25 protein-coding genes are annotated in these 20,913 nt (G+C 68.1%); 8 read left to right on the forward strand and 17 right to left on the reverse strand.

The window, feature by feature from the left end:
* Window positions 1-225: MJ0042-type zinc finger domain-containing protein (locus BSZ14_RS20035; protein WP_241823723.1), on the reverse strand; the 225-nt coding region annotated here is incomplete at its 3' end.
* A 164-nt stretch (window positions 226-389) separates the two neighbouring features.
* Here BSZ14_RS20035 and ftsE point away from each other — a divergent pair.
* From ftsE to BSZ14_RS10470, 4 genes are read left to right on the forward strand one after another with little or no spacing between them, the layout of a single operon-like run.
* Window positions 390-1,127, forward strand: coding sequence for a cell division ATP-binding protein FtsE (gene ftsE, locus BSZ14_RS10455; RefSeq protein ID WP_076710876.1), 738 nt, complete (start codon window positions 390-392; stop codon window positions 1,125-1,127).
* Window positions 1,124-2,023 (forward strand): cell division protein FtsX, encoded by a 900-nt coding sequence (locus BSZ14_RS10460; protein WP_052811502.1) that lies wholly within the window; start codon window positions 1,124-1,126, stop codon window positions 2,021-2,023. The genes ftsE and BSZ14_RS10460 overlap by 4 nt, the downstream gene beginning before the upstream one ends.
* Window positions 2,024-2,557, forward strand: a complete 534-nt coding sequence (locus tag BSZ14_RS10465) for a YdcF family protein (protein ID WP_042488177.1) — start codon at window positions 2,024-2,026, stop codon at window positions 2,555-2,557.
* Entirely contained in the window at window positions 2,554-3,264 is a 711-nt protein-coding gene (locus tag BSZ14_RS10470) for a lysophospholipid acyltransferase family protein (protein ID WP_089413627.1), read from the forward strand. Before BSZ14_RS10465 ends, BSZ14_RS10470 begins: the two co-directional genes overlap by 4 nt.
* A gap of 96 nt (window positions 3,265-3,360) precedes the next feature.
* Here BSZ14_RS10470 and BSZ14_RS10475 read toward each other — a convergent pair whose 3' ends face one another.
* Both BSZ14_RS10475 and hisC read right to left on the reverse strand, forming a co-directional pair.
* Complete coding sequence (locus BSZ14_RS10475; protein WP_076710877.1) at window positions 3,361-4,272, reverse strand: prephenate/arogenate dehydrogenase family protein; 912 nt, start codon at window positions 4,270-4,272, stop codon at window positions 3,361-3,363.
* Window positions 4,272-5,378, reverse strand: coding sequence for a histidinol-phosphate transaminase (gene hisC, locus BSZ14_RS10480; protein ID WP_076710912.1), 1,107 nt, complete (start codon window positions 5,376-5,378; stop codon window positions 4,272-4,274). The genes BSZ14_RS10475 and hisC overlap by 1 nt, the downstream gene beginning before the upstream one ends.
* A gap of 64 nt (window positions 5,379-5,442) precedes the next feature.
* Between hisC and metX the strand changes: the two genes are divergently transcribed.
* The 3 genes from metX (at window position 5,443) to BSZ14_RS10495 (ending at window position 7,653) form a co-directional block, all read left to right on the forward strand.
* A complete protein-coding gene (metX, locus tag BSZ14_RS10485; protein ID WP_076710878.1) occupies window positions 5,443-6,603 on the forward strand; it encodes a homoserine O-acetyltransferase MetX in 1,161 nt (386 codons plus the stop codon).
* Window positions 6,600-7,193, forward strand: a complete 594-nt coding sequence (metW, locus tag BSZ14_RS10490; protein ID WP_076710879.1) for a methionine biosynthesis protein MetW — start codon at window positions 6,600-6,602, stop codon at window positions 7,191-7,193. Before metX ends, metW begins: the two co-directional genes overlap by 4 nt.
* A 67-nt stretch (window positions 7,194-7,260) precedes the next feature.
* Window positions 7,261-7,653 (forward strand): response regulator, encoded by a 393-nt coding sequence (locus BSZ14_RS10495; protein WP_076710880.1) that lies wholly within the window; start codon window positions 7,261-7,263, stop codon window positions 7,651-7,653.
* Window positions 7,654-7,689: 36 nt separating this feature from the next.
* On the opposite strand, the gene BSZ14_RS10500 is transcribed toward BSZ14_RS10495, so the two are convergent.
* From BSZ14_RS10500 to BSZ14_RS10525, 6 genes are all read right to left on the reverse strand, one after another.
* Window positions 7,690-9,303 carry a sensor histidine kinase gene (locus tag BSZ14_RS10500; protein ID WP_083748206.1) on the reverse strand — a complete coding sequence of 538 codons (1,614 nt, stop codon included), beginning with the start codon at window positions 9,301-9,303 and terminating at the stop codon, window positions 7,690-7,692.
* A 28-nt stretch (window positions 9,304-9,331) separates the two neighbouring features.
* Window positions 9,332-9,934, reverse strand: coding sequence for a single-stranded DNA-binding protein (gene ssb, locus BSZ14_RS10505; protein ID WP_042488192.1), 603 nt, complete (start codon window positions 9,932-9,934; stop codon window positions 9,332-9,334).
* A 20-nt stretch (window positions 9,935-9,954) separates the two neighbouring features.
* Window positions 9,955-11,814, reverse strand: a complete 1,860-nt coding sequence (gene feoB, locus BSZ14_RS10510; RefSeq protein ID WP_076710881.1) for a ferrous iron transporter B — start codon at window positions 11,812-11,814, stop codon at window positions 9,955-9,957.
* A gap of 16 nt (window positions 11,815-11,830) precedes the next feature.
* Complete coding sequence (locus BSZ14_RS10515; RefSeq protein WP_042488197.1) at window positions 11,831-12,082, reverse strand: FeoA family protein; 252 nt, start codon at window positions 12,080-12,082, stop codon at window positions 11,831-11,833.
* A gap of 169 nt (window positions 12,083-12,251) precedes the next feature.
* The gene (locus BSZ14_RS10520; protein ID WP_445190544.1) at window positions 12,252-12,911 is read right to left on the reverse strand and encodes a COQ9 family protein; all 660 of its coding nucleotides are present in this window, start codon (window positions 12,909-12,911) and stop codon (window positions 12,252-12,254) included.
* A 19-nt stretch (window positions 12,912-12,930) separates the two neighbouring features.
* Window positions 12,931-13,905: a DMT family transporter gene (locus BSZ14_RS10525; protein WP_076710882.1), complete on the reverse strand. Its 975-nt coding sequence runs from the start codon at window positions 13,903-13,905 to the stop codon at window positions 12,931-12,933.
* A gap of 65 nt (window positions 13,906-13,970) precedes the next feature.
* Between BSZ14_RS10525 and BSZ14_RS10530 the strand changes: the two genes are divergently transcribed.
* The gene (locus BSZ14_RS10530; protein ID WP_076710883.1) at window positions 13,971-15,065 is read left to right on the forward strand and encodes an alkene reductase; all 1,095 of its coding nucleotides are present in this window, start codon (window positions 13,971-13,973) and stop codon (window positions 15,063-15,065) included.
* Between the two features lie 211 nt (window positions 15,066-15,276).
* Here BSZ14_RS10530 and BSZ14_RS10540 read toward each other — a convergent pair whose 3' ends face one another.
* The 8 genes from BSZ14_RS10540 to phaP form a co-directional block, all read right to left on the reverse strand.
* The gene (locus BSZ14_RS10540; protein WP_076710885.1) at window positions 15,277-15,699 is read right to left on the reverse strand and encodes a hypothetical protein; all 423 of its coding nucleotides are present in this window, start codon (window positions 15,697-15,699) and stop codon (window positions 15,277-15,279) included.
* Window positions 15,696-16,244 carry a GNAT family N-acetyltransferase gene (locus tag BSZ14_RS10545; RefSeq protein WP_076710886.1) on the reverse strand — a complete coding sequence of 183 codons (549 nt, stop codon included), beginning with the start codon at window positions 16,242-16,244 and terminating at the stop codon, window positions 15,696-15,698. Before BSZ14_RS10545 ends, BSZ14_RS10540 begins: the two co-directional genes overlap by 4 nt.
* Entirely contained in the window at window positions 16,241-16,660 is a 420-nt protein-coding gene (gene ribH / locus BSZ14_RS10550) for a 6,7-dimethyl-8-ribityllumazine synthase (RefSeq protein ID WP_042488209.1), read from the reverse strand. The genes BSZ14_RS10545 and ribH overlap by 4 nt, the downstream gene beginning before the upstream one ends.
* Entirely contained in the window at window positions 16,660-17,811 is a 1,152-nt protein-coding gene (gene ribB, locus BSZ14_RS10555; RefSeq protein WP_042488211.1) for a 3,4-dihydroxy-2-butanone-4-phosphate synthase, read from the reverse strand. The genes ribH and ribB overlap by 1 nt, the downstream gene beginning before the upstream one ends.
* Complete coding sequence (locus BSZ14_RS10560) at window positions 17,801-18,403, reverse strand: riboflavin synthase (RefSeq protein WP_076710887.1); 603 nt, start codon at window positions 18,401-18,403, stop codon at window positions 17,801-17,803. The genes ribB and BSZ14_RS10560 overlap by 11 nt, the downstream gene beginning before the upstream one ends.
* A gap of 1 nt (window position 18,404) precedes the next feature.
* Window positions 18,405-19,346 (reverse strand): bifunctional diaminohydroxyphosphoribosylaminopyrimidine deaminase/5-amino-6-(5-phosphoribosylamino)uracil reductase RibD, encoded by a 942-nt coding sequence (ribD, locus tag BSZ14_RS10565; protein ID WP_076710915.1) that lies wholly within the window; start codon window positions 19,344-19,346, stop codon window positions 18,405-18,407.
* A 14-nt stretch (window positions 19,347-19,360) separates the two neighbouring features.
* Entirely contained in the window at window positions 19,361-19,708 is a 348-nt protein-coding gene (locus BSZ14_RS10570) for a hypothetical protein (RefSeq protein ID WP_076710888.1), read from the reverse strand.
* A 282-nt stretch (window positions 19,709-19,990) separates the two neighbouring features.
* On the reverse strand, window positions 19,991-20,884 hold the full coding sequence (phaP, locus tag BSZ14_RS10575) for a phasin family protein (RefSeq protein ID WP_076710889.1): 894 nt from the start codon (window positions 20,882-20,884) through the stop codon (window positions 19,991-19,993).
* Window positions 20,885-20,913 lie beyond the last annotated feature (29 nt).

Raw genomic sequence — 20,913 nt, forward strand, 5'->3', positions numbered from 1 at the left:
AGGCGGCGGCTCGGCCAAGGCCACGCGCGGCTCCATGTCCTCGACGGGCGTCGCGGCCGGGGACGCGATCGGGGACAGCGGCAGCCCGGACTCGCCCTCCGGCTCGGGCGGCGACTGGAACCAGCTGTGCCGGCAATTGGCGCAGCGCACGGTTCGCCCCTCCAGCCCGATCGCACTGTCGGGCACCAGATAGCGGGTGCGGCACTCAGGGCATTCGAGGATCATGCGATGGGGCACTTCAGGACAGGACGGATCGACGGACGGTCTGGGCCATCCCTATTCAGTCAGGCCCCCTTCGATAATCCAGTAAGCACGCCGCCCCTAGGCGTGGCAAGCATTGAAGCGCGGAACTTGAAGCGCGCGCCCGCCCATGCCAAGGCCATGAAGGCATGGCGAACATCGTCCAGTTCGAGAATGTCGGCCTGCGCTACGGCGTCGGGGAAGAGACCCTGTGCGACGTCAGCTTCACGCTGCGCTCGGGCCAATTCCATTTCCTGACCGGGGCCAGCGGGGCGGGCAAGACCTCGCTGCTGCGCCTGCTCTATCTGTCGCAGCGGCCCAGCCGGGGCATCATCCGGCTGTTCGGCGAGGATGCGGTGATCCTGCCGCGCGACCGCCTGCCCGGGTTCCGGCGGCGGATCGGGGTGGTGTTCCAGGATTTCCGGTTGATCCCGCATCTGTCGGCGGCGGACAATATCGCGCTGCCCCTGCGCGTCGCGGGCATGGCCGAGTCGGAGGTCGCGCGCGCGGTGCGCGAGATGCTGAACTGGATCGGCCTGTCCGAACGGGCGGCCGCACGCCCCGCCACTTTGTCGGGCGGCGAACAGCAGCGGGTGGCGATCGCGCGCGCGGTGATCGCGCGGCCCGAACTGCTGGTCGCGGACGAGCCGACGGGCAATGTCGATCCAGCCATGGCCGAGCGGCTGCTGCACCTGTTCCATTCGCTCCACCGGCTGGGCACCACCGTCGTGATGGCGACGCATGACTGGCACCTGATCGAGCGGGTGCCGGGGGCACATCATCTGCATCTGGAGCGCGGGCGTCTGGTCGATCCCGATCCGCTTCCGCCCGCCTCGCCGCCCCGTGCCGAGGCGAAGCCGTCCACGATCGTGCGGAGCGGCTTGTGAAGCAGGGGCGTAAATCCCGTGCAACCGGCGCGGAGGCGCGGGCGCTGGACGATGGCGGCGGCGCGCATGTCATGAGCTGGGTGATCGCGATCATGCTGTTCCTGACCCTGCTGGCCGGGGCGGCGGGGCTGGCGACCGCGCGCGCCGCCGGAGCGCTCGACCGGCAGATGGCGGGTCGCCTGACCGTGCAGATCGTCGAGGGCGAGGCGCAGCGTCGTGACGCCGCCGCCGCACAGGTGCTGGGGGTATTGCGCGCCCAGCCCGACGTCGCGCTGGCGACGCCGGTGGCGCAGGCGGATCTCGCGCGGATGCTGCAACCCTGGCTGGGCAGCGATGCGGAGGCGGCGGGGCTGCCGGTCCCGGCGCTGATCGACGTCGACCTGACCAGCGACGACGCGGCCGCCATCGCCCGTGTGCGCAAGGCGGTGACGCGGGCCAGCGCGGCGGCGCGGGTCGACGCCCATGCCACCTGGCTGGGGCCGGTCGGGCGGCTGCTCGACACCGCCGCGTGGCTGGCGGGGGCGATCATCCTGCTGATGCTGGTCGCGACCACCGCCGTCGTCATGCTGGCGGCGCGCGCCGGGCTGGAGGCGCATCGCGGCACGATCGAGGTCATCCATATGCTGGGCGCCACCGACCGGCAGGTCGCGCGGCTGTTCCAGCGGCGGATCGCGCTCGACGCGGGGATCGGCGCGGTGGCGGGCGGCGTGATGGCCGGGGCAGCGATCCTGCTGATCGCGGGACAGGTGGGCGCGCTCGATTCGGAATTGCTGGGCGGTATGCGGCTGGGGATGGGGGATATGGCGATGCTGATCGCCTTGCCCTTCGGCTTTGTCGTGCTGGCGGTGGGGGCGGCACGACTGGCGGTGCTGCGCCAGATGCGGCGGATGCTGTAGATGCTGCGGCTGATCGGTCTGGCGGCGCTCGCCTGGTGCCTGGGGTTCGCAGCCTTCATGCTGACCCTGCCGCATCCGCTGGAGAACAATACCACCGATGCGATCGTGGTGCCGACCGGCGGGCCGGGGCGGATCGACCGCGGCATCGCGCTGTTGAAGGCGCATCAGGCCAAGCGGATGCTCGTCACCGGCGTGGCGCCCGGCGTGCGGCCGATCGATCTGGCGCGTACCTATCGCACTTCGCCCGCGTTGTTTTCCTGCTGCATCGATCTGGGCGGCGAGGCGGTGGACACCCGTACCAATGCCGAGGAGACGGTGAACTGGGTACGCCAGCACGGCTATCGCACGGTGCGGCTCGTTACCTCCGACTGGCATCTGCCGCGCGCCAGGATGGAGCTGACCGCCGCGCTCGGCAAACAGGTGCTGGTGCTGGGCGACGGCGTGCCGTCCGAGCCGCGCATCGGCACCCTGGTCAATGAGTATAACAAGCTGATCCTGCGCAGGGTCGCGCTTTGGACGGGGGTTGGCGCGTGATTCTTCTTCGCAACATCGTGTTTGTCGCGATCTTCTATCCGATATCGGCGATCATGGCGCTGCTGTCGCCGCTGGTGGCGGTGGGGGGACGCCATGCGGTGGTCCACTGGGCGACCGGCTGGACGACCTTCCACCGGCTGTGCACGCGCTGGATCCTGGGCATCCGCGTGAAGGTGGAGGGGACGCGGCCGACGACGCCCGCGCTCTACCCGGCCAAGCACCAGGCGATGTTCGAGACGATGGAGCTGCAACGCATCCTGGACGGCCCGGCCATGGTGCTGAAGCGCGAGCTGGCCAACATCCCGGTCTGGGGATGGACGGTCCGCAAGTACGGCGCGATCGTCGTCGATCGCTCGGCCTCGGCCAAGGCGATGCGCGGCATGATGCGCGATGCCAAGGTGGCGGTCGAGCAGGGGCGGGCGATCATGATCTTCCCCGAAGGCACGCGGGTAAAGCCCGGCGAGACGCCGCCGCTCAAACCCGGATTTGCGGGGCTGTACCGGATGCTGAACCTGCCGGTGGTGCCGGTGGCGACCGATTCGGGGATCGTGTGGCCGCGCAAGGGCCTGAAGCGGCCCGGCGTGGTGACGCTGCGCTTCGGCGAGGTGATCCCGCCCGGCCTGCCGCGCGCGGAAGCGGAGGCGCGGGTCCACGCCGCGATGAATGCGCTGGAATCCTCCCCGGCACGGGGAGGTGTCAGGGCGTAAGCCCTGACGGAGGGGGGGCTTCCACACAGGTCGTCCCTCGCGGTGAACCCCCTCCACCAGCTTCGCTGGTCCCCCTCCCCGTGCCGGGGAGGATCGTCAGCCCTCGTGGCTGCGCCCGAAATCCTCGCGCGCATCGTCCTGGCCCTGGTCGATGATCGAGCGGCGGATGGTGCGGGTGCGGCTGAACAGCTCGAACAGCTCGTCGCCCTTGCCCCAGCGGATCGCGCGTTGCAGCTGGCTCAGATCCTCGGAAAAGCGCTGGAGCATCTCCAGCACCGCCTCGCGATTGGTCAGGAACACGTCCCGCCACATGGTCGGGTCGGACGCGGCGATGCGCGTGAAGTCACGAAAGCCACCCGCCGAATATTTGATGACCTCCGACTGGGTCACTTCCTCCAGGTCGCTGGCGGTGCCGACGATGGTATAGGCGATCAGGTGCGGCAGATGGCTGGTGACGGCGAGCACCCGGTCGTGATGGTCGGGGGCCATCAGCTCGACATCCGCGCCCAGCCGCCGCCAGAATTCCGCGACTCGCTCGACCGCCAGCGCGTCCGCGCCTTCGGGGGGTGTGACGATGCACCAGCGCTTCTGGAACAGGGTGGCGAAGCCCGCCTCCGGCCCGCTGCGCTCGGTGCCTGCCACCGGGTGGGCGGGGATGATCGTCGCGCCGGGCAGCGCCTCGGTGAGAGCGGCCAGCACCGAGCCTTTGCAGCTACCCACGTCGGAGACGATGGCGTCACCGGGCAGGTCGTCGGCAAACTCGGCGGCGACCGTGCCCATCGCGCCGACCGGCACGCACAGGATCACGAAGTCGGCGTCGATCACGCTGGCCCCCGCCGTGTCGGCGACGTCATCGGCCAGGTCGAGCGCGCGCACCGTCTCGCGCACCGCCGGGTCGGCGTCATAGGCGGTGATCCGCGCGGTCGGCATGGCTTTGCGCGTCGCCCGCGCGACCGAGGAGCCGATCAGGCCGAGCCCGATGATGGTGATCCGGGCGAAGGGCAGCATTATGCGGCGTCCACCATGGCCCGCAGCGCCGCGACGACGCCCTTCACTTCATCCTCGGTGCCGATGGTGATGCGCAGGCCATGGCCCAGCCCCTGGCCGGGCAGCCAGCGGACGATGTAACCGGCATCCATCAGGCCATGATAGGCGCGCTCGGCGGTCAGCTGGCCCTCGAACAGGACCAGCGAGAAATTCGCCTTGGACGGCACGCAGCGCAGGCCCGCATTGCCCAGCGACGCGATCTGCTCCTCGAACCAGCCGAGCCACCGGGCATTGTGGGCGCGCGACGCCTCGACAAAGGCGCGGTCGCGGATCGCCGCGATCGCGGCGTTCTGCCCTGCGATGGTGACGTTGAACGGCGCGCGGATGCGGTGGAGCGCGTCGATAATGGGGGCGGCGGCATAGCCCCAGCCGATCCGCTCGGCGGCCAGGCCGTGGATCTTGGAAAAGGTGCGCGACACCAGCACGTTGCCCGCCTGCTCGGCCAGCGCCAGCCCGCCATCATCCTCGCCCGGCTCCAGATATTCGGCATAGGCCTGGTCGAGGACCAGCAGGACATGGCTCGGCAAGCCAGCGTGCAGCCGCGCGATCTCGCCCGCGCCCGCATAGGTGCCGGTGGGGTTGTTGGGGTTGGCGACGAAGACGACCTTCGTCTTGTCCGTCACGGCGGCCAGGATCGCGTCGACATCGGTGGCATAGTCGTGATCGGCGACCACCACCGGCTCCGCGCCGACGCGCCGCGTCGCGATCTCATAGACCGCAAAGCCGTAGCGGACATGGATGATCTCGTCGCCCGGCCCCGCGAACGCGCCCGCCGCCAGATGCAGGATCTCGTCCGAGCCGGTGCCATAGATGATCCGCGCCGGGTCGAGACCATGCACCGCGCCGATCGCCTCGCGCAGCGCGGTCGCGCCCGCATCGGGATAACGCTCCAGATGCGCGGCGGCGGCGGCGAAGGCGGCACGCGCCTTTTCGCTGGTGCCCAGCGGATTCTCATTGGCCGACAATTTGATGACCTTGCGTCCGTCATCGGTCGTCGCGCGGCCGGGGACATAGGGCGCGATGGCCTGGACCCAGGAGATCGGTTCGGGAGCTTTGCGGTCGGTCATGGGACCCGCCATAGCGGCCTCGCCCTTGCGTTGCCAAGCATCGCGGCCTAGCGGATATCGCTCCATGGCCGCTTCCGTTTCCACGCAAACCCTTGGCGACGACCAGCGTTTCGGTCTGTCGCGCCATGTCGTGCTGCCCGGACCGCTTCGGCTGGACGGTGGTGGCCTGCTGTCCCCGGTCGAGATCGGGTACGAGACCTATGGCACGCTGAACGCCGATGGCTCCAACGCTATCCTGATCTGTCACGCGCTGACCGGCGACCAGCATGTCGCCTCGCCCCATCCGCGGACGGCCAAGCCCGGTTGGTGGACGCGCCTGGTGGGGGAGGGCAAGCCGATCGACCCGGCGCGGCATTTCATCATCTGCTCGAACGTCATCGGCAGCTGCATGGGATCGTCCGGCCCCGCGACCATCGACCCCTCGACAGGCGAACCCTGGGCGATGCGTTTCCCCGTCATCACCATCCGCGACATGGTGCGCGCGCAAGCCATGCTGCTCGACCATCTGGGCGTCGGCCAGCTGAAGGCGGTGGTCGGCGGATCGATGGGGGGGATGCAGGCGATCAGCTGGGCCGCGACCTTCCCCGAACGGGTGCGCGCCTGCGTCATGGTGGCGTCGACCGCGCGGCATTCGGCGCAGAACATCGCGTTCCATGAGGTCGGGCGGCAGGCGATCATGGCCGACCCGAAATGGCGCGGCGGCGCCTATTACGAGGCGAACGATCCCCCCGCCGCGGGCCTCGCGGTCGCGCGGATGGCGGCGCATATCACCTATCTGTCCGAGGCCGGGCTGACCGAGAAGTTCGGGCGGCGGCTGCAGGCGCGGCCCGACCGGCCGGACGGCGCCAAGAGCTTCGGCTTCGATGCCGATTTCCAGGTGGAGAGCTATCTGCGCCACCAGGGATTGAGCTTCGTCGACCGGTTCGACGCCAACTCGTACCTCTACATCACCCGCGCACTCGATTATTTCGATCTGGCCGAGGAGCATGGCGGGCTGCTCGCCAACGCCTTCCAGGGCACGAAGACCCGGTTCTGCATCGTCAGCTTCGACACCGACTGGCTTTATCGCACCGCCGAGTCGCGTGCCGTGGTCCAGGCGCTGAACGCGGCGGGCGCGGCGGCGAGCTTTGTCGAGCTGTCCAGCCCCTATGGCCACGACGCCTTCCTGCTGGAGGCACCCGAGATGAATCGGGTGATCGACGGCTTTCTGCGGGCCGAGCCATGAGCGAGGCGCTACGCCCCGACCTGGCGATCATCGCGCGGCATGTCGCGCGGGGCGCGCGCGTCCTCGACGTCGGCTGCGGCGACGGGCAGCTGATGGCGGCGCTGCGCGACGAGGCGGGGGTGGATGCGCGCGGGCTGGAGATCGATCCGGCCAATGTCGCCTCGGCAGTGGGGCGCGGGCTGGCGGTGGTGCAGGGCGATGCCGATGTCGACCTGGCGGGCTATCCCGATAAGGGGTTCGACTATGCGATCCTCAGCCAGACATTGCAGACCGCGCGCGCGCCCGACCAGGTGCTCGACCATCTGCTGCGCATCGGTAGCCGCGCCTTCGTGTCCTTTCCCAATTTCGCGCATTGGCGGGTGCGGATGTCGCTGCTGTGGGGCGGGCGGATGCCGGTGACGCCGCTGCTGCCCGAACAATGGTATGACACGCCCAATATCCACCATGTGACGATCGACGATTTCCGCGCCTTCGTCCGCCAGCGGCGGATCACGGTGGAGGGCAGCTGGTTCCTGTCGCGCGGACGACCGACCAGCGCGGCGGCGGCCAACTTCCGGGCCGAACACGCCGTGTTTTTGTTGCGTCGGTGAAATGATGACAATAGCGGAACTTTATCTGGATCAAGAGTGTTGACCCGGAAAGTGACGGGAATTTGACATGAGCCAAACCGCCCTGATCGTGGAAGACGAGATTTTCGTGGCCCTCGATCTGGAGCGCATTCTGACCGACGCCGGCTATAATGTGGCCGGAATTGCGGCAGATAGCCGCTCCGCGATGGAATGCGCACCGGGCTGTACCTTCGCCTTTGTCGACGTCAACCTGCGCGACGGCGCGACAGGGCCGGAAATCGCGCGTCGCATCGCCAAGGATTACGGCGTCAAGATCGTGTTCGTCACCGCCAATCCGTCACAGATCGATACCGGCATCGAGGCGCTGGGCTATATCCGCAAGCCGTTCAGCGAACGTGCCATCCTCGCGGCCGCCGCACTGGCGACGGGGGCCGGACAGGCCGCGTCGGAAGACGTCATCCCCCTGGGCATCGCCCTGTAATTCATGAGCTGGCGCCGCCCGCGCCAGCAAGCCCTGTCACCGGCAGGGTCCCGTGCCCGGCGGACGGCTGAACGCCGCCAGTGGCACCTCGATCGTCACGACCAGACCGTCCCGCTGCCAGTCGCGGCGAACCTTTCCGCCCAATTGGCGGACCGCCGACAGTTCGACCAGTTGCGAACCGAAGCCGCTATGATCCGGCGTCGCCTCCAGCTTCGGCCCGCCTTTCTCCTGCCAGAAAAGCTTCACCATCTCGCTATCGGCGCGGTGGACGGCCAGTTCGACATGGCCGGTCGGGATCGATAGTGCGCCATATTTGGCGGCATTGGTCGCCAGTTCGTGGAACAGCAGCGCCAGCGGCGTCGCCGAACGGTCGTCGACCGGTACGTCGTCGCCGATGACCTGGATGCGCGCGCCATCTTGGTCGCCGCGATAGGGCTCGAACAGGTCGCCGAGCAGACCGTGCAGCGAATCCTGCCGCGCCTTGGGGCGGGACTGGGGGCTGTGCGGGCGGACGAAGTCATGGGCGCGGCCCAGCGCGGTGATCCGGTCGCGCAGGTCGCTGGCGATACCGCCAAAGCCCGGATGGCTGCGCGCGGCAAAGGCGATCAGGCCGGAGATCACCGCGAAGATGTTCTTGATCCGGTGGCTCAGCTCCTGGCTGACGATCTCACGCTCTTCCAGCGCCAGCTTCTGCTCGTGGATATCGGTGCAGGTGCCGAACCAGCGGGTGATGTTTCCCTCGGCATCGCGGATCGGCAGCGCGCGGCCCAGCACCCAGCGATAGGTGCCGTCGCGGTGCCGCAGCCGATATTCGATCTGATAGGGCTCGCCGGTCGCCAGGCTGTGCCGCCACCGGGCCCAGGCTCGATCCTGGTCGTCGGCATGGAACATCCCGTTCCAGCCTTCGCCATCGGTCGAGCCGTCGGGCATGCCGGTGAAGTCATACCAGCGGGCGTTGTAATAGTCGTGAAAGCCGTCGGGCAGCGTCGACCAGACCATTTGCGGCATGGTGTCGGCCAGGGTGCGGAACCGCTGCTCGCTGTCGGCGACGCGCGCCTCTGAGGCCTCGACCGCCTGCTCATGCTCACGCCGGACGCGGCGGTCATGCAAGCGTCCCATGACGGCGGTGGCCAGCACCTCCAGCCCGCGCCGCTGGAACGCGGTCAGCCCCTCGGGCCGGGGTTCCGGCGAGATGACGCAGATCGCGCCCAGCGGAACGCCCTCGCGCGAAAGCAGCCGGGCACCCGCATAGAAGCGGATATGCGGCGGCCCCTTGACCAGCGAATAATCGGCAAAGCGCACATCGCGGCGCGCGTCGGGAACGACCATCGTCTCGGCACGCCCGACCATCACATGCGCGCAAAAGGAGGTATCGCGCGGCGTCTGATCGGCGTCGATGCCGATCGTCGCCAGGAATTGCTGGGTTTCCTCCTCCACCACGCTGACCAGCGCGATCGGGGTGCCGCACAATTCGGAGGCGAAGGCCGCCAGATCGTCGAGCTGGCCGCTGTCGCGATAGCCCGCCAGATCATAGGCGCGGATGACGGCGGCGCGGTCGGCCTTGCTCGTGGACGCGGGCGCGGGGGTGTCCGCCACGCCTACGCCCACGTCGTGACAGGTCGTCGCATCGCCTTCCGGCGTCTTGTCCATCTCCGCCCCTTGGGGAAACCGTGCCCGATCAGAACGGAACGTCGTCGTCCAGATCGTCGGCGAAGCCGCCGCCCTGTCCGAACCCGCCACGATTGCCGCCGTTCCCGCTCTGGCTCGCGCCGCCCGAATTACCCGAGCCGCCGCGCGCTCCGCCGCCATAGCCGCCGCCCGAAGACCCGCCGCCAAAACCGCTCGACCCGCCACCGAAGTCACCGCCACCGAAATCGTCACCGCCGCCAAAGTCGCTGCCGCCGCGGCCGCCGCCACCCTGACCGCCGCCGGGACCGTCAAGCATGGTCAGCACCGAGTTGAAGCCCTGCAGCGTCACCTCGGTCGAGTAACGGTCGTTACCCTGCTGGTCCTGCCACTTGCGGGTGGTCAGCGCGCCTTCGATATAGACCTTGGAACCCTTGCGCAGGAAACGCTCGGCGACATTGGCCAGACCTTCGTTGAAAATCTTGACCGTGTGCCACTCGGTCTTTTCCTTGCGCTCTCCGCTGTTGCGGTCCTTCCACGATTCGGACGTGGCGATGCGCAGCTCGACCACCTTGCCGCCATTCTGGAAGGAGCGGCTCTCGGGATCGCGTCCCAGATTGCCGACGAGAATCACCTTGTTGACGCTGCCCGCCATGTATCAGTCCTGTATCTTGCCTAGAGGCCGGCGAATACGGCCAGCCAATATGTGATACCCGCCATGACATAGGCGGTCACGAAAAGGTAGCCCACCATGAAGGCCGGCCACTTCCAGCCGTTGGTTTCCCTGCGCGTCACCGCGATGGTCGAGATGCACTGCGGCGCGAAGACGAACCACATCAGAAAGGCGAGCGCGGTCGGCAGCGACCAGTTGCGCTTCAGCTTGTCGGTCATCGCCTTCTGCCCGCCCTCATGCTCGGTATCGTCGATGGCATAGACGGTGCCGATCGCCGCGACCGCCACCTCGCGCGCCGCCATGGCGGGGACGAGGGCCAGCGCGATGTCGCGGTTGAAGCCGATCGGGCGCACCGCGACCTCGATCCCGTTGGCGATGCGGCCCGCGATGGAATAATTGACCGGCGAGATGCCCGATCCTTCCGGCGGCTTGGGGAAGGACAGCAGCGCCCATAATATGACGGTGGTCAGCGCGATGGTGGTCCCGGCGCGCTTCAGGAAGATCAGCGCCCGGCTCCACAGGCCCAGCACCACGTCGCGAATCTGCGGCCACTGATATTTCGGCATCTCCATCATGAAGCCCGACGACGCGCCCTTGGTGACGGTCCGGCGGAGCAGCAGCGCGGCGACGAACGCGCCGACGATGCCCATCAGATAGAGGCCGAGCAGCACCAGCCCCTGAAGCCCCACGAACGGCAGCACCTGGCGGTCGGGAATGAACGCCCCGATGATGATGGTGTAGACCGGCAGCCGCGCCGAACAGGTCATCAGCGGCGCGATCAGGATCGTGGTCAGCCGGTCCTTCTCGTCATCGATCGTCCGGGTCGCCATGATGCCCGGCACGGCGCAGGCGAAGGAGGAGAGCAGCGGGATGAAGGCGCGTCCCGACAGCCCGACCTGCGCCATCAGCCGGTCCATCAGGAAGGCGGCACGGACCATATAGCCGGTCGCCTCCAGCACCAGGATGAACAGGAACAGGATCAGGATCTGCGGCAGGAAGACGAGGACCGCGCCGACACCGGCGATCAGGCCGTCGGTGATGAGGCTGCGGAACCAGCCCTCGGGCAGCGTGGCGCCGACCTGCGCCTCCAGCCAGACAAAGCCCTGCTCGATCCAGCTTATGGGGGCTTCCGACCAGGAAAAGACTGCCTGGAACATGATGAAGAGCAGCCCGACCAGCAGGATCGGCCCGAAAATGGGATGCAGCGCGACCGAGTCGAGCATGTGCGTCCAGCGGCGCGTCGGCGTCTCGGCCACGGTCGCGCTTGCGGCGATCTGGCGCGCGCGGCGTTGCAACGTGACGATGTCGTCGATCCGGTCGGCGGCGGCGACGGGCTGGCTATGGCCTTCGCTGACCAGCCGGTCGATCTCGGCCTTCAGCGTATCCAGTCCGCGACGGCGGACGGCGACGGTCGGGATCACCGTCACGCCCAGTTCGCGCGCCAGGACATCGGCGTCGAGCGTCAGCCCGTCACGCTCGGCCAGGTCGACCATGTTGAGCGCGACCACGACCGGCAGGCCCAGCGCGATCAGCTGCAGCGTGAAGCGCAAGTGATTGTCGAGATTGGCGGCGTCCACCACGACGACCAGCGCGTCGGGGCGGCGCTCGCCCGCCTGCGACCCCATCACGACGTTGCGCGTGACCTGTTCGTCCAGGCTGCCGGGATCAAGGCTATAGGCGCCGGGCAGGTCGACCAGCTCGACCGGACGACCATCGTCCAGCACGAGTCGGCCCGAATGGCGCTCGACGGTGACGCCGGGATAATTGCCGACCTTCTGGCGCGCGCCGGTGAGCGCGTTGAACAGGGCGCTTTTGCCGGCATTGGGATTGCCGACGAGCGCAACCAGCGGTGCGGCGTTCATTACGTTCGGTTGGACCTCATGCGCCGGTCGCGACGCGGATCGAGGCGGCGACCCGGCGACGCAGCGCCACGGTCATCCGGCCGATCCGGCAGGCGATCGGCCCGCCGCCCAGGGTCGCGCGGTGCAGCACCTCGACACCGACGCCCTCGTCGAAACCCAGTTCGCGCAGACGGCGCGCCTCGGGCAGCGCCAGCTGGGTCCAGTCGATCGCGGCCACGGTCGCCGGTTGCCGCCGGGGAAGGGTTTCGAGACTGCTGAGCATCGCCATGCGGACTACATAACGCCGGTGCGATTGATTATCAATTACCTGTTGATGAAATGGGTGCGGGGGTTCGGAGCGTGGGCTTCGACTTCGCTCAGCCTGAACGGGGTTTGGTGTCCAGCCCATTCCCCGACCTCCGCTCAGCCTGAGCGAAGTCGAAGGCCAAGGGAATCCCTCAAACCGCCGGATATCGCAGTCGCCCGATGAACCGCGACAGGCTGGGCATATTCTCGCCCCGCTTGGCCATGCCCGCCTTCCACTTCTCGAACCGCATGATCCCCTCGATCCGTCGCGCCAGGAACGCGCGGGTATCGGTGTGATCCTCGCTCTCGTCGTTCAGGAACACCGCGATGGTCGATCCATAGACCGCGAACAGTGTCGCCCGCTTGGTATAGTGGTTGTAATCGGTCGCGGTATCGCCCGCCTGCGCCCAGATCGCATCGACCGTGCGCCAGCCGAGTCGCGCGCCGCTGGCGGCGTTTTGCGGCATGGCAAGGATGGTCAGCGCGCGGCGCAGCGCCTCGCGATTCGGAGCGACGGCGGCCAGCCGTGCCTCGACCAGTGCCGTGATGCGCTGGCGGATCTTCATCTGCGCGGCCTGTTCGGCGGGCACGGCCTCGACCATCGCCTGGTCGATCGACGCGAACCAGGCATCGATCATCGCGACCGGGCCGTCCTTGAAGGCGAGTCGCGCAATGTCGCGGTCGACGCCCGCCGCATCCGCCGCCATGTCGCGGGCATCGTCGCCCCAGCCGTCGAACGCGGCATTGGACGCGATGCCGTCGGCCAGCAGCGCGCGCACCTCGTCGAGAGTCAGGTCCTGAACATCGGTCATGGCAGCCTCGGTCATCATCTTACCCGTCGTCCCTGTCGTTCGGCTTGGCAACCGCCCTACTCGTCGATCCGCGCCGGACCAGCACCAGCGCGGCGGCGACCATCGCGACGCCGACCCAGTCGGGCAGCGCCAGTGTCTCGCCATAGACCACCCAGCCGATCGCCGTCGCGACGATCGGCTGTACCAGCAGCGCGACCCCGACGACCAGCGGGCTGAGCAGCCCCAGCGCATAGATCATCAACCCCTGGCCGACGATCTGGCTCCCCAGCGCCAGCAGCAGCAGCGGGGTCCAGTGTCCGGGCCATATCCGCTCGCCCAGCGCCAGCGCAAAGAGGAACAGCGGTGCGATGCTGGCGGCCGTCGACCAGGCGAGCGCGGGGATCGGCGGCATCGCGATCCGCACCCGCGCCATCAGGATGAAGTAGAGCGCATATAGCACGCCCGCCAGCACGCACATCAGGTCGCCGACCAGATGGCGCGGATCGACCTGATAGCTTCGCCCCATCAACAGCCCCGCGCCCAGCGCCGCCAGGAGCAGCGCCAGCCCCTGCACCCGCGACGGCCAGGCGCGGGCCGCGAGAAAGCCATAGAGCGGAAAGATGAAGGTCGCCGAATTGCCGAACAGCGTGGCATTGGCCATCGTCGTCTGGCGGATGCCGATATGCCAGGCGCCCAGATCCCCGGCAAAGGCGATCCCGCCGACCAGCAACAGCATCCACAATCCAGCTTGGGTCCCACCCGGCGCCCGTGGCCGCGCGCGACCCAGCCATGCGACCAGCGCCAGCATGGGGGCGGCCAGCGTGATCCGCCAAAAGGCCGAGGCGACCGGCCCGGTATCGGCCATGCGCACGAACAGCGGGCCAAAGGCGAGCGCGACATTGGCCAGGATGACCGCAGCGAAGGCGAGCGGCGGCGTCGCCTTGGGGCCGCCCCGGTCCGACAGACCATCGCTTTGCGTCTGTTCACTTTTTCTTGGGGGGTGAGACACGGGCATCGGGTCCCTTAACGCCCTATCTGCGTTGCGTCAGGCCGGAAAGGCCGCAAAAGGATTGCATTTTGATGCCAACGCTCTTCGACCCCATCGATTTCGGGGCGATCCACGCCCCCAACCGTATCCTCATGGCGCCGCTGACCCGCGCCCGTGCCACGCGTGAGGCGGTGCCGACCCCGATCATGGCGCAATATTATGCCCAGCGTGCCAGCGCGGGCCTGATCATCTCCGAAGCCACCGGCATCAGCCGCGAAGGGCTGGGCTGGCCCTATGCGCCGGGCCTGTGGACCGACGAACAGGTCGAAGGGTGGAAGCCGGTGACCGAGGCGGTACACAAGGCGGGCGGCCGGATCGTCGCGCAGCTCTGGCACATGGGCCGCCAGGTCCACAGCTCGGTCACGGGGATGCAGCCGGTGTCGTCCTCGGCCACCCGTACCGAGGGGCAGGCGCATACCTTCGAGGGCAAGAAGGATTTCGAGACGGCGCGCCCGCTGGAACTGTCGGAAATCCCGCGCCTGCTCGACGATTATGAACGGGCGACGCGCAACGCGCTGGCTGCCGGGTTCGACGGGGTGCAGATCCATGCCGCCAACGGCTATCTGATCGACGAATTCCTGCGCGACGGGGCGAACCATCGCGAGGACGAATATGGCGGCGCGCCGGAAAACCGCATCCGCCTGCTCCGCGAAATCGCCGAGCGGGTGATTTCGGTCGCGGGCAAGGAGCGCGTGGCCGTACGCCTCTCGCCCAATGGCGACAGCCAGGGCGTGGACGACAGCGATCCCGCCTCGGTCTTCGTGCCCGCCGCCAGGATGCTGTCGGACCTGGGCATCGCCTTCCTCGAACTGCGCGAACTGGGGCCGGACGGCACCTATGGCGCAAGCGACGTGCCCAAGCTGTCGCCGCAGATCCGCGAGGTGTTCCAGGGGCCGCTGATCCTCAACAGCGACTATGACAGCCGCGAAAAGGCGCAGGCCGCGATCGACTCGGGTGTCGCCGACGGCATCGCGTTCGGCCGGACCTTCCTGGCGAATCCCGATCTCCCTGAGCGGCTGCGCACCGATGCGCCGCTCAACGAAAGCGACATGAAGACCTGGTACAGCCAGGGGCCGGAGGGGTATATCGATTACCCCACGCTCGACGAGGCCGCGCGGTCGGCGTGACCATGGGGGGGCGGGAGTTTATCCCGCCCTTCTCACCTGACCTTTTTCACATCACCCCGGCGAAGGCCGGGGTCCAGTTGAGATGCGCTGTCGAGGGCGCGCGACGCATGCGCAACCGGATTAGAGGCACCTGGACCCCGGCCTCCGCCAAGGCGACGCCATGGCGGGGGGCGTTCTTCTCTACCTCCGCTCAGCCTGAACGGAGCTAAAGCTATCCGGCACTCTCCAACCCATCGATGAAGCGCGTCGTCTGGTCTCGTATCGTCTCGCGCATCTTGGGATTGATCAGCAGCATCGGCGCACCCCACAGGATTGGAATAGCAAAGCCCAGCAGCGCCCAAAGGATCACCAGCGCCACCAGGCCAGCCCCCGCATAACGCAGCTTCTGCATCGCGCCCGTGTCCAGCGTCACGGTACGCGGTCCCTTCGCATCGTAGAAACTATCGGTCGCCCAGGAACCGCCGCCATCGAAGCGCATCTTCTCGGGCAGCATGAACCGGGGCTTGCCGCCGTCCATCGGGCGCGGTCCCTGCGTCCGGTGGGCAGGCGGTGTCCTGCCCGCCTGGGTGTCGATCACCTCCAGCCGCCGACCCCGCTCGACGACGCGAAAGCGGCTGGGCGGCATGTCGGTCATTGCGGGCGCATTCCCCGCCGGGCACGCCACTGCTCGGCACTCTGGCCCCAGGCATCGACGCGGAAGCTCTCGAGCGGTGCGGGCAGGCTTGCCGGCCCTTCGTTCACCGCACCCAGCCGCTGCGCCAGCCTGATCGAGCCTGTATTGTCCGGGTCGATGGTGTGGATGACATGATCCCAGCCCAGCACATCGACCGCATAGTCCATCGCCGCCACCGCCGCTTCATGGGCATAGCCGCGCCCGGCGAATGCGCGCGCCACGCCCCAGCCGACCTCGCGCCCCGGCCACCCCTCGGGCTGCCACGGGCCGATGCGGCCGACCCAGCGCCCGGTATCGCGTTCGATCACCGAGAACATGGCGAAACCGCGCACGCTCCACGCGCCGACCATGGTGCAAAGGTTGCGCCACGCCGCCCCGCGCGCCTGCACGCCGCCCAGGAAGCGCATCGTGTCCTCTTCGGCGTGGAACGCCGCCCAGGCCTCGAAATCCTCCGCCGAGGGAAGCCGCAAGGTCAACCGCTCGGTCTGGAGGACCGGGCTTGTCACCCGAACCGGCCCTTCAGCGCCAGCATGGCGAGCGCCGCCTTGGCCGCCTCGCCGCCCTTGTTCTTTTCGTCGGGCTTGGCGCGGGTCAGGGCCTGCGCCTCGTTCTCGGTGGTGATGATGCCGTTGCCGATAGGCAGCCCGTCCATGGTCAGCGCCATCAGCCCGCGCGCGCTTTCGTTCGAGACGATCTCGAAATGATAGGTCTCGCCGCGGATCACCACGCCGATCGCGACGAACGCGTCGTAGCGCCCCGTATCCGCCGCCATCGCCACCGCGCCGGGGATTTCCAACGCGCCGGGGACGGTAATCGTCTCATGGCTGTGGCCCGCTTCCTCGATCGCGGCGCGCGCGCCCGCCAGCAGCAGGTCGTTCAGATGCTCGTAGAAGCGCGCCTCGACGATCAACACATGCGCCATCAGGCGTCTCCCTCAGCATTTTCGATACGACGTTCGCCGACGATCGACAGGCCATAGCCGTCGAGGCCGATCAGCGTGTGATGGGTGTTGGTCAGCAGCACCATGTCCTGCACGCCCAGTTCGGCCAGGATCATCGCGCCGACGCCGTAATCGCGCAGTTCCTCCATATCGATCTGCACCTCTTCGCCCGCTTTCAGGCGAACGGCGGTGGTGAAGGCGTCGGTGCGCGGGCGGTTGATGACGACGATCACGCCCGAGCCTTCCTCGGCGATCATCCGCATCGACTTGGCGAGCAGCGCGCCACGTGCGCCCGCCTCGCCGAACACGTCGGCAAAGGGCGACAGCGCGTGCATCCGCACCAGCACCGGCTGGTCGGTGTCGAGCTTGCCCTTGACCAGCGCCACCTGCTCGGTGCCGGTCGCCTTGTTGCGATAGGCGCGCGCGGTCCAGGTGCCGCCCCATTCGCTTTCGAACGTGGCCTCGGACTGCAGCTCGACCAGATGGTCGTAGCGGCGGCGATAGGCGATCAGGTCGCGGATCGTGCCGATCTTCAGATTGTGGAGCTGCGCGAAGGACACCAGGTCGTCCATCCGCGCCATCGTGCCGTCCTCGTTCATGATCTCGCAGATCACGCCCGAGGGGTTGAGGCCCGCCAGCCGCGCGACATCGACCGCCGCCTCGGTGTGCCCTGCGCGCACCAGCACGCCGCCGTCGCGCGCGACCAGCGGGAAGACATGGCCCGGCGTCACCAGCGAGTCGGGACCCTGCGACGCGTCGATCGCGACCGCGATGGTCCGCGCACGGTCGGCGGCGGAAATGCCGGTGGTGACACCCTCGCGCGCTTCGATCGAGATGGTGAAGGCGGTTTCGTGCCGCGTCCCGTTCTTCGGGCTCATCAGCGGCAGGCCGAGCGTGTCGACCCGCTCGCGCGTCATGGCGAGGCAGATCAGCCCGCGTCCGTGCCGCGCCATGAAGTTGACCTTTTCCGGCGTCGCCATCTGCGCCGGAATGACCAGATCGCCCTCATTCTCGCGGTCCTCGTCATCGACCAGGATGAACATGCGGCCGTTGCGCGCCTCGTCGATGATCTCTTCGGGGCTGGAGAGAAACCCGCGCCGCAGACCGGCCAGGGCGTCGGGATTAGCGGCCACGATAATGCTCCATGCGCTGCAGGTAACGGGCGAGCACGTCGATCTCGATATTGACGCGCTGGCCCGCCGCAATGCCGCCCAGCGTGGTGACGGCGGCGGTGTGGGGGATGATGTTCAGGCCGAAGACGGTGCCGGTTTCGGTGTCCTCGACGCTGTTGACGGTCAGCGAGACGCCGTCGACCGTCACCGATCCCTTGGTCGCCATGAAGGGCGCGAGGTCGGCGGGCACGGACACGAAGACACGGTGCGATCCGCCTTCCTCGGCCACCGAAACCACAGTGCCGACGCCGTCGACATGGCCGGTGACGATATGCCCGCCCAGCTCGTCGCCCAGCTTCATCGCGCGTTCCAGGTTCAGCCGCTGGCCGGTTGCCCACTGGTCGGCGGTGCGCCCGATCGTCTCGGCCGAGACATCGACGGCGAACCAGTCGGGGCCTTTCTCGACCACGGTCAGGCAGACGCCCGAACAGGCGATCGACGCGCCCAGGTCGATGGTGCCTGTATCATAGGCGGTGGCGATGACGACCCGCGTGTCACCGCGCGTTTCCACGCTGGTGACGGAGCCGATGTCGGTGACGATCCCGGTAAACATATCAGTCGCGCTCGTAGACCTCCAACCGGTCGCTGCCAAGCATCCGTGAATCGGCCAGCCGCCAGCGGCCATGCGCCTCGGCCAGGCGGGTGAGGCCGATATCGCCCAGCGCCGCGCGCCCCTGACCGATCAGGATGGGTGCGCGATAGAGGAGCAGCCGGTCGACCCGATCCCCGGCCAGGAAGGCGGAGGCGGTCTGTGCCCCCCCCTCGACCATCAGCCGGTCGACGCCCGCCAGATCGGCGATGGCGGCGGGGGAGGGGATGGTTTCCCAGCCCGCCTCGGGCGTGCGCGAAAGCAGGATACGGCGCGGGCTGTGCGACCCGAGGCCGGGCAGGCGGACATCCAGCCTGGGCGAATCCGCTTCCAGCGTGCCGCGCCCGACGAGGATCGCTTCGTGGCGGCTGCGCTCCAAATGGGTATGGGCGCGGGCTTCCGGCCCGGTGATCCAGCGGCTCTCACCATCGGGACGGGCGATCTTCCCGTCGAGCGAGGTGGCAAGTTTCAGCGTGACGAAGGGGCGACCCTTCGCCCGGCGGGTCAGGAAACCCGCGACCATCGTGCGCGCTTCGGCCTCGCGCACGCCGGTCGTGACCATAATCCCGGCGGCGCGGGCGCGGGCGAAGCCTGCGCCATCGGTGCGCGGATCGGGATCGCCCATCGCCGCGACGATCCGCGCGACCCGGTGGGCGATCAGCAGGTCGGTGCAGGCAGGGCCACGCTGCGAGACATGCGCGCACGGCTCCAGCGTGACATAGGCGGTGGCACCGCGCGCCGCCTCGCCCGCCTCGGCCAGCGCCATCGCCTCCGCATGGGGACGGCCGCCTGCTTGCGTCCAGCCGCGCCCGACCACGCGATCGTCGCGGACGAGCACGCATCCGACATTGGGATTGGGCGCGGTCCGCCCGACGCCGCGATCCGCCAGCGCCAGTGCCGCCCCCATCCAGCGACGATCGATCAGATGCCCCACTTGCTCAGCGCATCGTCGACCTTCTTGAATTCGGCCTGTCGCTGATCGTTGGCGGCCTTTTCCTCGGCCAGCCGCTGCTTCTTCTTCACATAGTCGATCTTCTGCTGCGCCAGAATCTCCGCTTCGCTGCGGTCGGCGCGCCATTGTTCGACATAGATGATGTCGGGCTTGTACGGCACCGGCACATAATCGTCGCGCGCGAAGGCATAGATGAAGAAGCCGGTGATCCCGACCGCGATCATCAGGAAGACCAGTTCATAGGGCTGGCGCTGCGACAGGAAGAGCCGCAGGTCGCGGATCGCGCGGACGGGGGAGAAGCGGCCGAAGAACGACATGAGGGGGAATGTAGGGGGTGTGGGCTTGGGGCGCTAGTGGGGTGTTGGTCTCGGTGAGACACCTTGCCCTCCCCCATCCCCTCCCGCTTGCGGGGGGGGCGTGCCAAGGACTGCGTTCACGGATTGATCGAACCCTTTGATCTTGCCGCTCCCCTCCCGCAGGCGGGAGGGGATGGGGGAGGGTAAGCCACGGGCGATTTACGCGCCGCATCTCCCCAAACGAAAAAGGGCGGCCACCGAAGTGACCGCCCCTTCATTCCCGCGAAGGAAAGCGTCAGCGAATTACGCGACGGTCTTCATCTTCTCGGCCGCGACCGCCAGGCGGTTGCTGAGCGGCTGGGCGATCTCGCCAGCCAGCTTCATCATGTGCTCGGTCGAGCGCGAGGTCTCGGCGACCATCGAGTCGAAGCTCGAACGGGCGAAGTCCGACTGCAGCTTCATGAACTCGGTCGGCGACTTGACCTGCGACAGGGTCTGCATGACCTGGCTGACCTGCTCGAACGAACGCTTGGCATAGTCGGCCGCGCCCTGACCCAGCGTCTCGGCGCCCTTGGCGGCGATCTTCGACGATTCGACGACCGCTTCCAGGTTTTCCTTGTTGAAGGCGATCATGTCTTCGAACAGCTTGGCGCTCTTTTCCATGCTGGCCTGGGTGCGGGCCTGGGCTTCGCCGAACATCGCCTGGGTCTTGGCGGCGGTGTCCTTGGCGGCGTTTTCGATGGTGCTCGTGGCTTCCATGATGGTGTCCTTGGGCTTTGAGTCCGCCGAAACCGCGGCGGTCGGGGAAGAAAGGATGGGCGCTGCCGGTTCCGGCTTGGCCTCGGCAGGCTTGGCCGCTTCGACCGGCACCTTGACCGGCGTGGCCACCGGAGCGGGAGCCTCGGCGACCGATGCAGCCGGAGCGGGCTTCGCCACCTTGGCGATCACCGGGGCGACAGCGACGGGCGCGGCGACCACCGGCGCGACGGTCTTCTCGGCAGTCTTGGCCGGAGAGGTCAGCGGCAGGCCGGTGTTCGCGGGCGCCGTCTTGGCAACGGGCGCCGCCGCCGCAGGCTTGGCATCGAACGGGGGATCGGAAGGAAGACCGGGCAACGTCTTCGCGGCGGCCGGTTTGGCGCTGCGACGAGGCTTGGCCGCCGACTTCGCGGCGGGGACGGTCGGCTTGGTCTTGTCCAAGAACACTCTCCCGATTTGTTGCGCTGCAC

This window comes from Sphingomonas sp. Sph1(2015), from assembly GCF_001970915.1.
In the GTDB taxonomy this organism is placed as follows: Bacteria; Pseudomonadota; Alphaproteobacteria; order Sphingomonadales; family Sphingomonadaceae; genus Sphingomonas; species Sphingomonas parapaucimobilis.

Coding starts and splice junctions, on each gene's coding strand:
- BSZ14_RS10520 (WP_445190544.1), bottom strand. CDS start 12,911: ATGACCGATGTTCAGGACCTGACTCTCGACGAGGTGCGCGCGCTGCTG.
- hisC (WP_076710912.1), bottom strand. CDS start 5,378: ATGACCGACCGCAAAGCTCCCGAACCGATCTCCTGGGTCCAGGCCATC.
- ribD (WP_076710915.1), bottom strand. CDS start 19,346: ATGGGGGCGGCACTGGCGCTGGCGGATCGCGGCGTCGGGCGGACCGCG.
- BSZ14_RS10475 (WP_076710877.1), bottom strand. CDS start 4,272: ATGCTGCCCTTCGCCCGGATCACCATCATCGGGCTCGGCCTGATCGGC.
- BSZ14_RS10560 (WP_076710887.1), bottom strand. CDS start 18,403: ATGTTTACCGGGATCGTCACCGACATCGGCTCCGTCACCAGCGTGGAA.
- BSZ14_RS10495 (WP_076710880.1), top strand. CDS start 7,261: ATGAGCCAAACCGCCCTGATCGTGGAAGACGAGATTTTCGTGGCCCTC.
- metX (WP_076710878.1), top strand. CDS start 5,443: ATGGCCGCTTCCGTTTCCACGCAAACCCTTGGCGACGACCAGCGTTTC.
- BSZ14_RS10525 (WP_076710882.1), bottom strand. CDS start 13,905: ATGCCCGTGTCTCACCCCCCAAGAAAAAGTGAACAGACGCAAAGCGAT.
- ssb (WP_042488192.1), bottom strand. CDS start 9,934: ATGGCGGGCAGCGTCAACAAGGTGATTCTCGTCGGCAATCTGGGACGC.
- BSZ14_RS10515 (WP_042488197.1), bottom strand. CDS start 12,082: ATGGCGATGCTCAGCAGTCTCGAAACCCTTCCCCGGCGGCAACCGGCG.
- ribH (WP_042488209.1), bottom strand. CDS start 16,660: ATGGCGCATGTGTTGATCGTCGAGGCGCGCTTCTACGAGCATCTGAAC.
- BSZ14_RS10500 (WP_083748206.1), bottom strand. CDS start 9,303: ATGGACAAGACGCCGGAAGGCGATGCGACGACCTGTCACGACGTGGGC.
- BSZ14_RS10465 (WP_042488177.1), top strand. CDS start 2,024: ATGCTGCGGCTGATCGGTCTGGCGGCGCTCGCCTGGTGCCTGGGGTTC.
- BSZ14_RS10540 (WP_076710885.1), bottom strand. CDS start 15,699: ATGACCGACATGCCGCCCAGCCGCTTTCGCGTCGTCGAGCGGGGTCGG.
- BSZ14_RS10530 (WP_076710883.1), top strand. CDS start 13,971: ATGCCAACGCTCTTCGACCCCATCGATTTCGGGGCGATCCACGCCCCC.
- ftsE (WP_076710876.1), top strand. CDS start 390: ATGGCGAACATCGTCCAGTTCGAGAATGTCGGCCTGCGCTACGGCGTC.
- BSZ14_RS10570 (WP_076710888.1), bottom strand. CDS start 19,708: ATGTCGTTCTTCGGCCGCTTCTCCCCCGTCCGCGCGATCCGCGACCTG.
- metW (WP_076710879.1), top strand. CDS start 6,600: ATGAGCGAGGCGCTACGCCCCGACCTGGCGATCATCGCGCGGCATGTC.
- feoB (WP_076710881.1), bottom strand. CDS start 11,814: ATGAACGCCGCACCGCTGGTTGCGCTCGTCGGCAATCCCAATGCCGGC.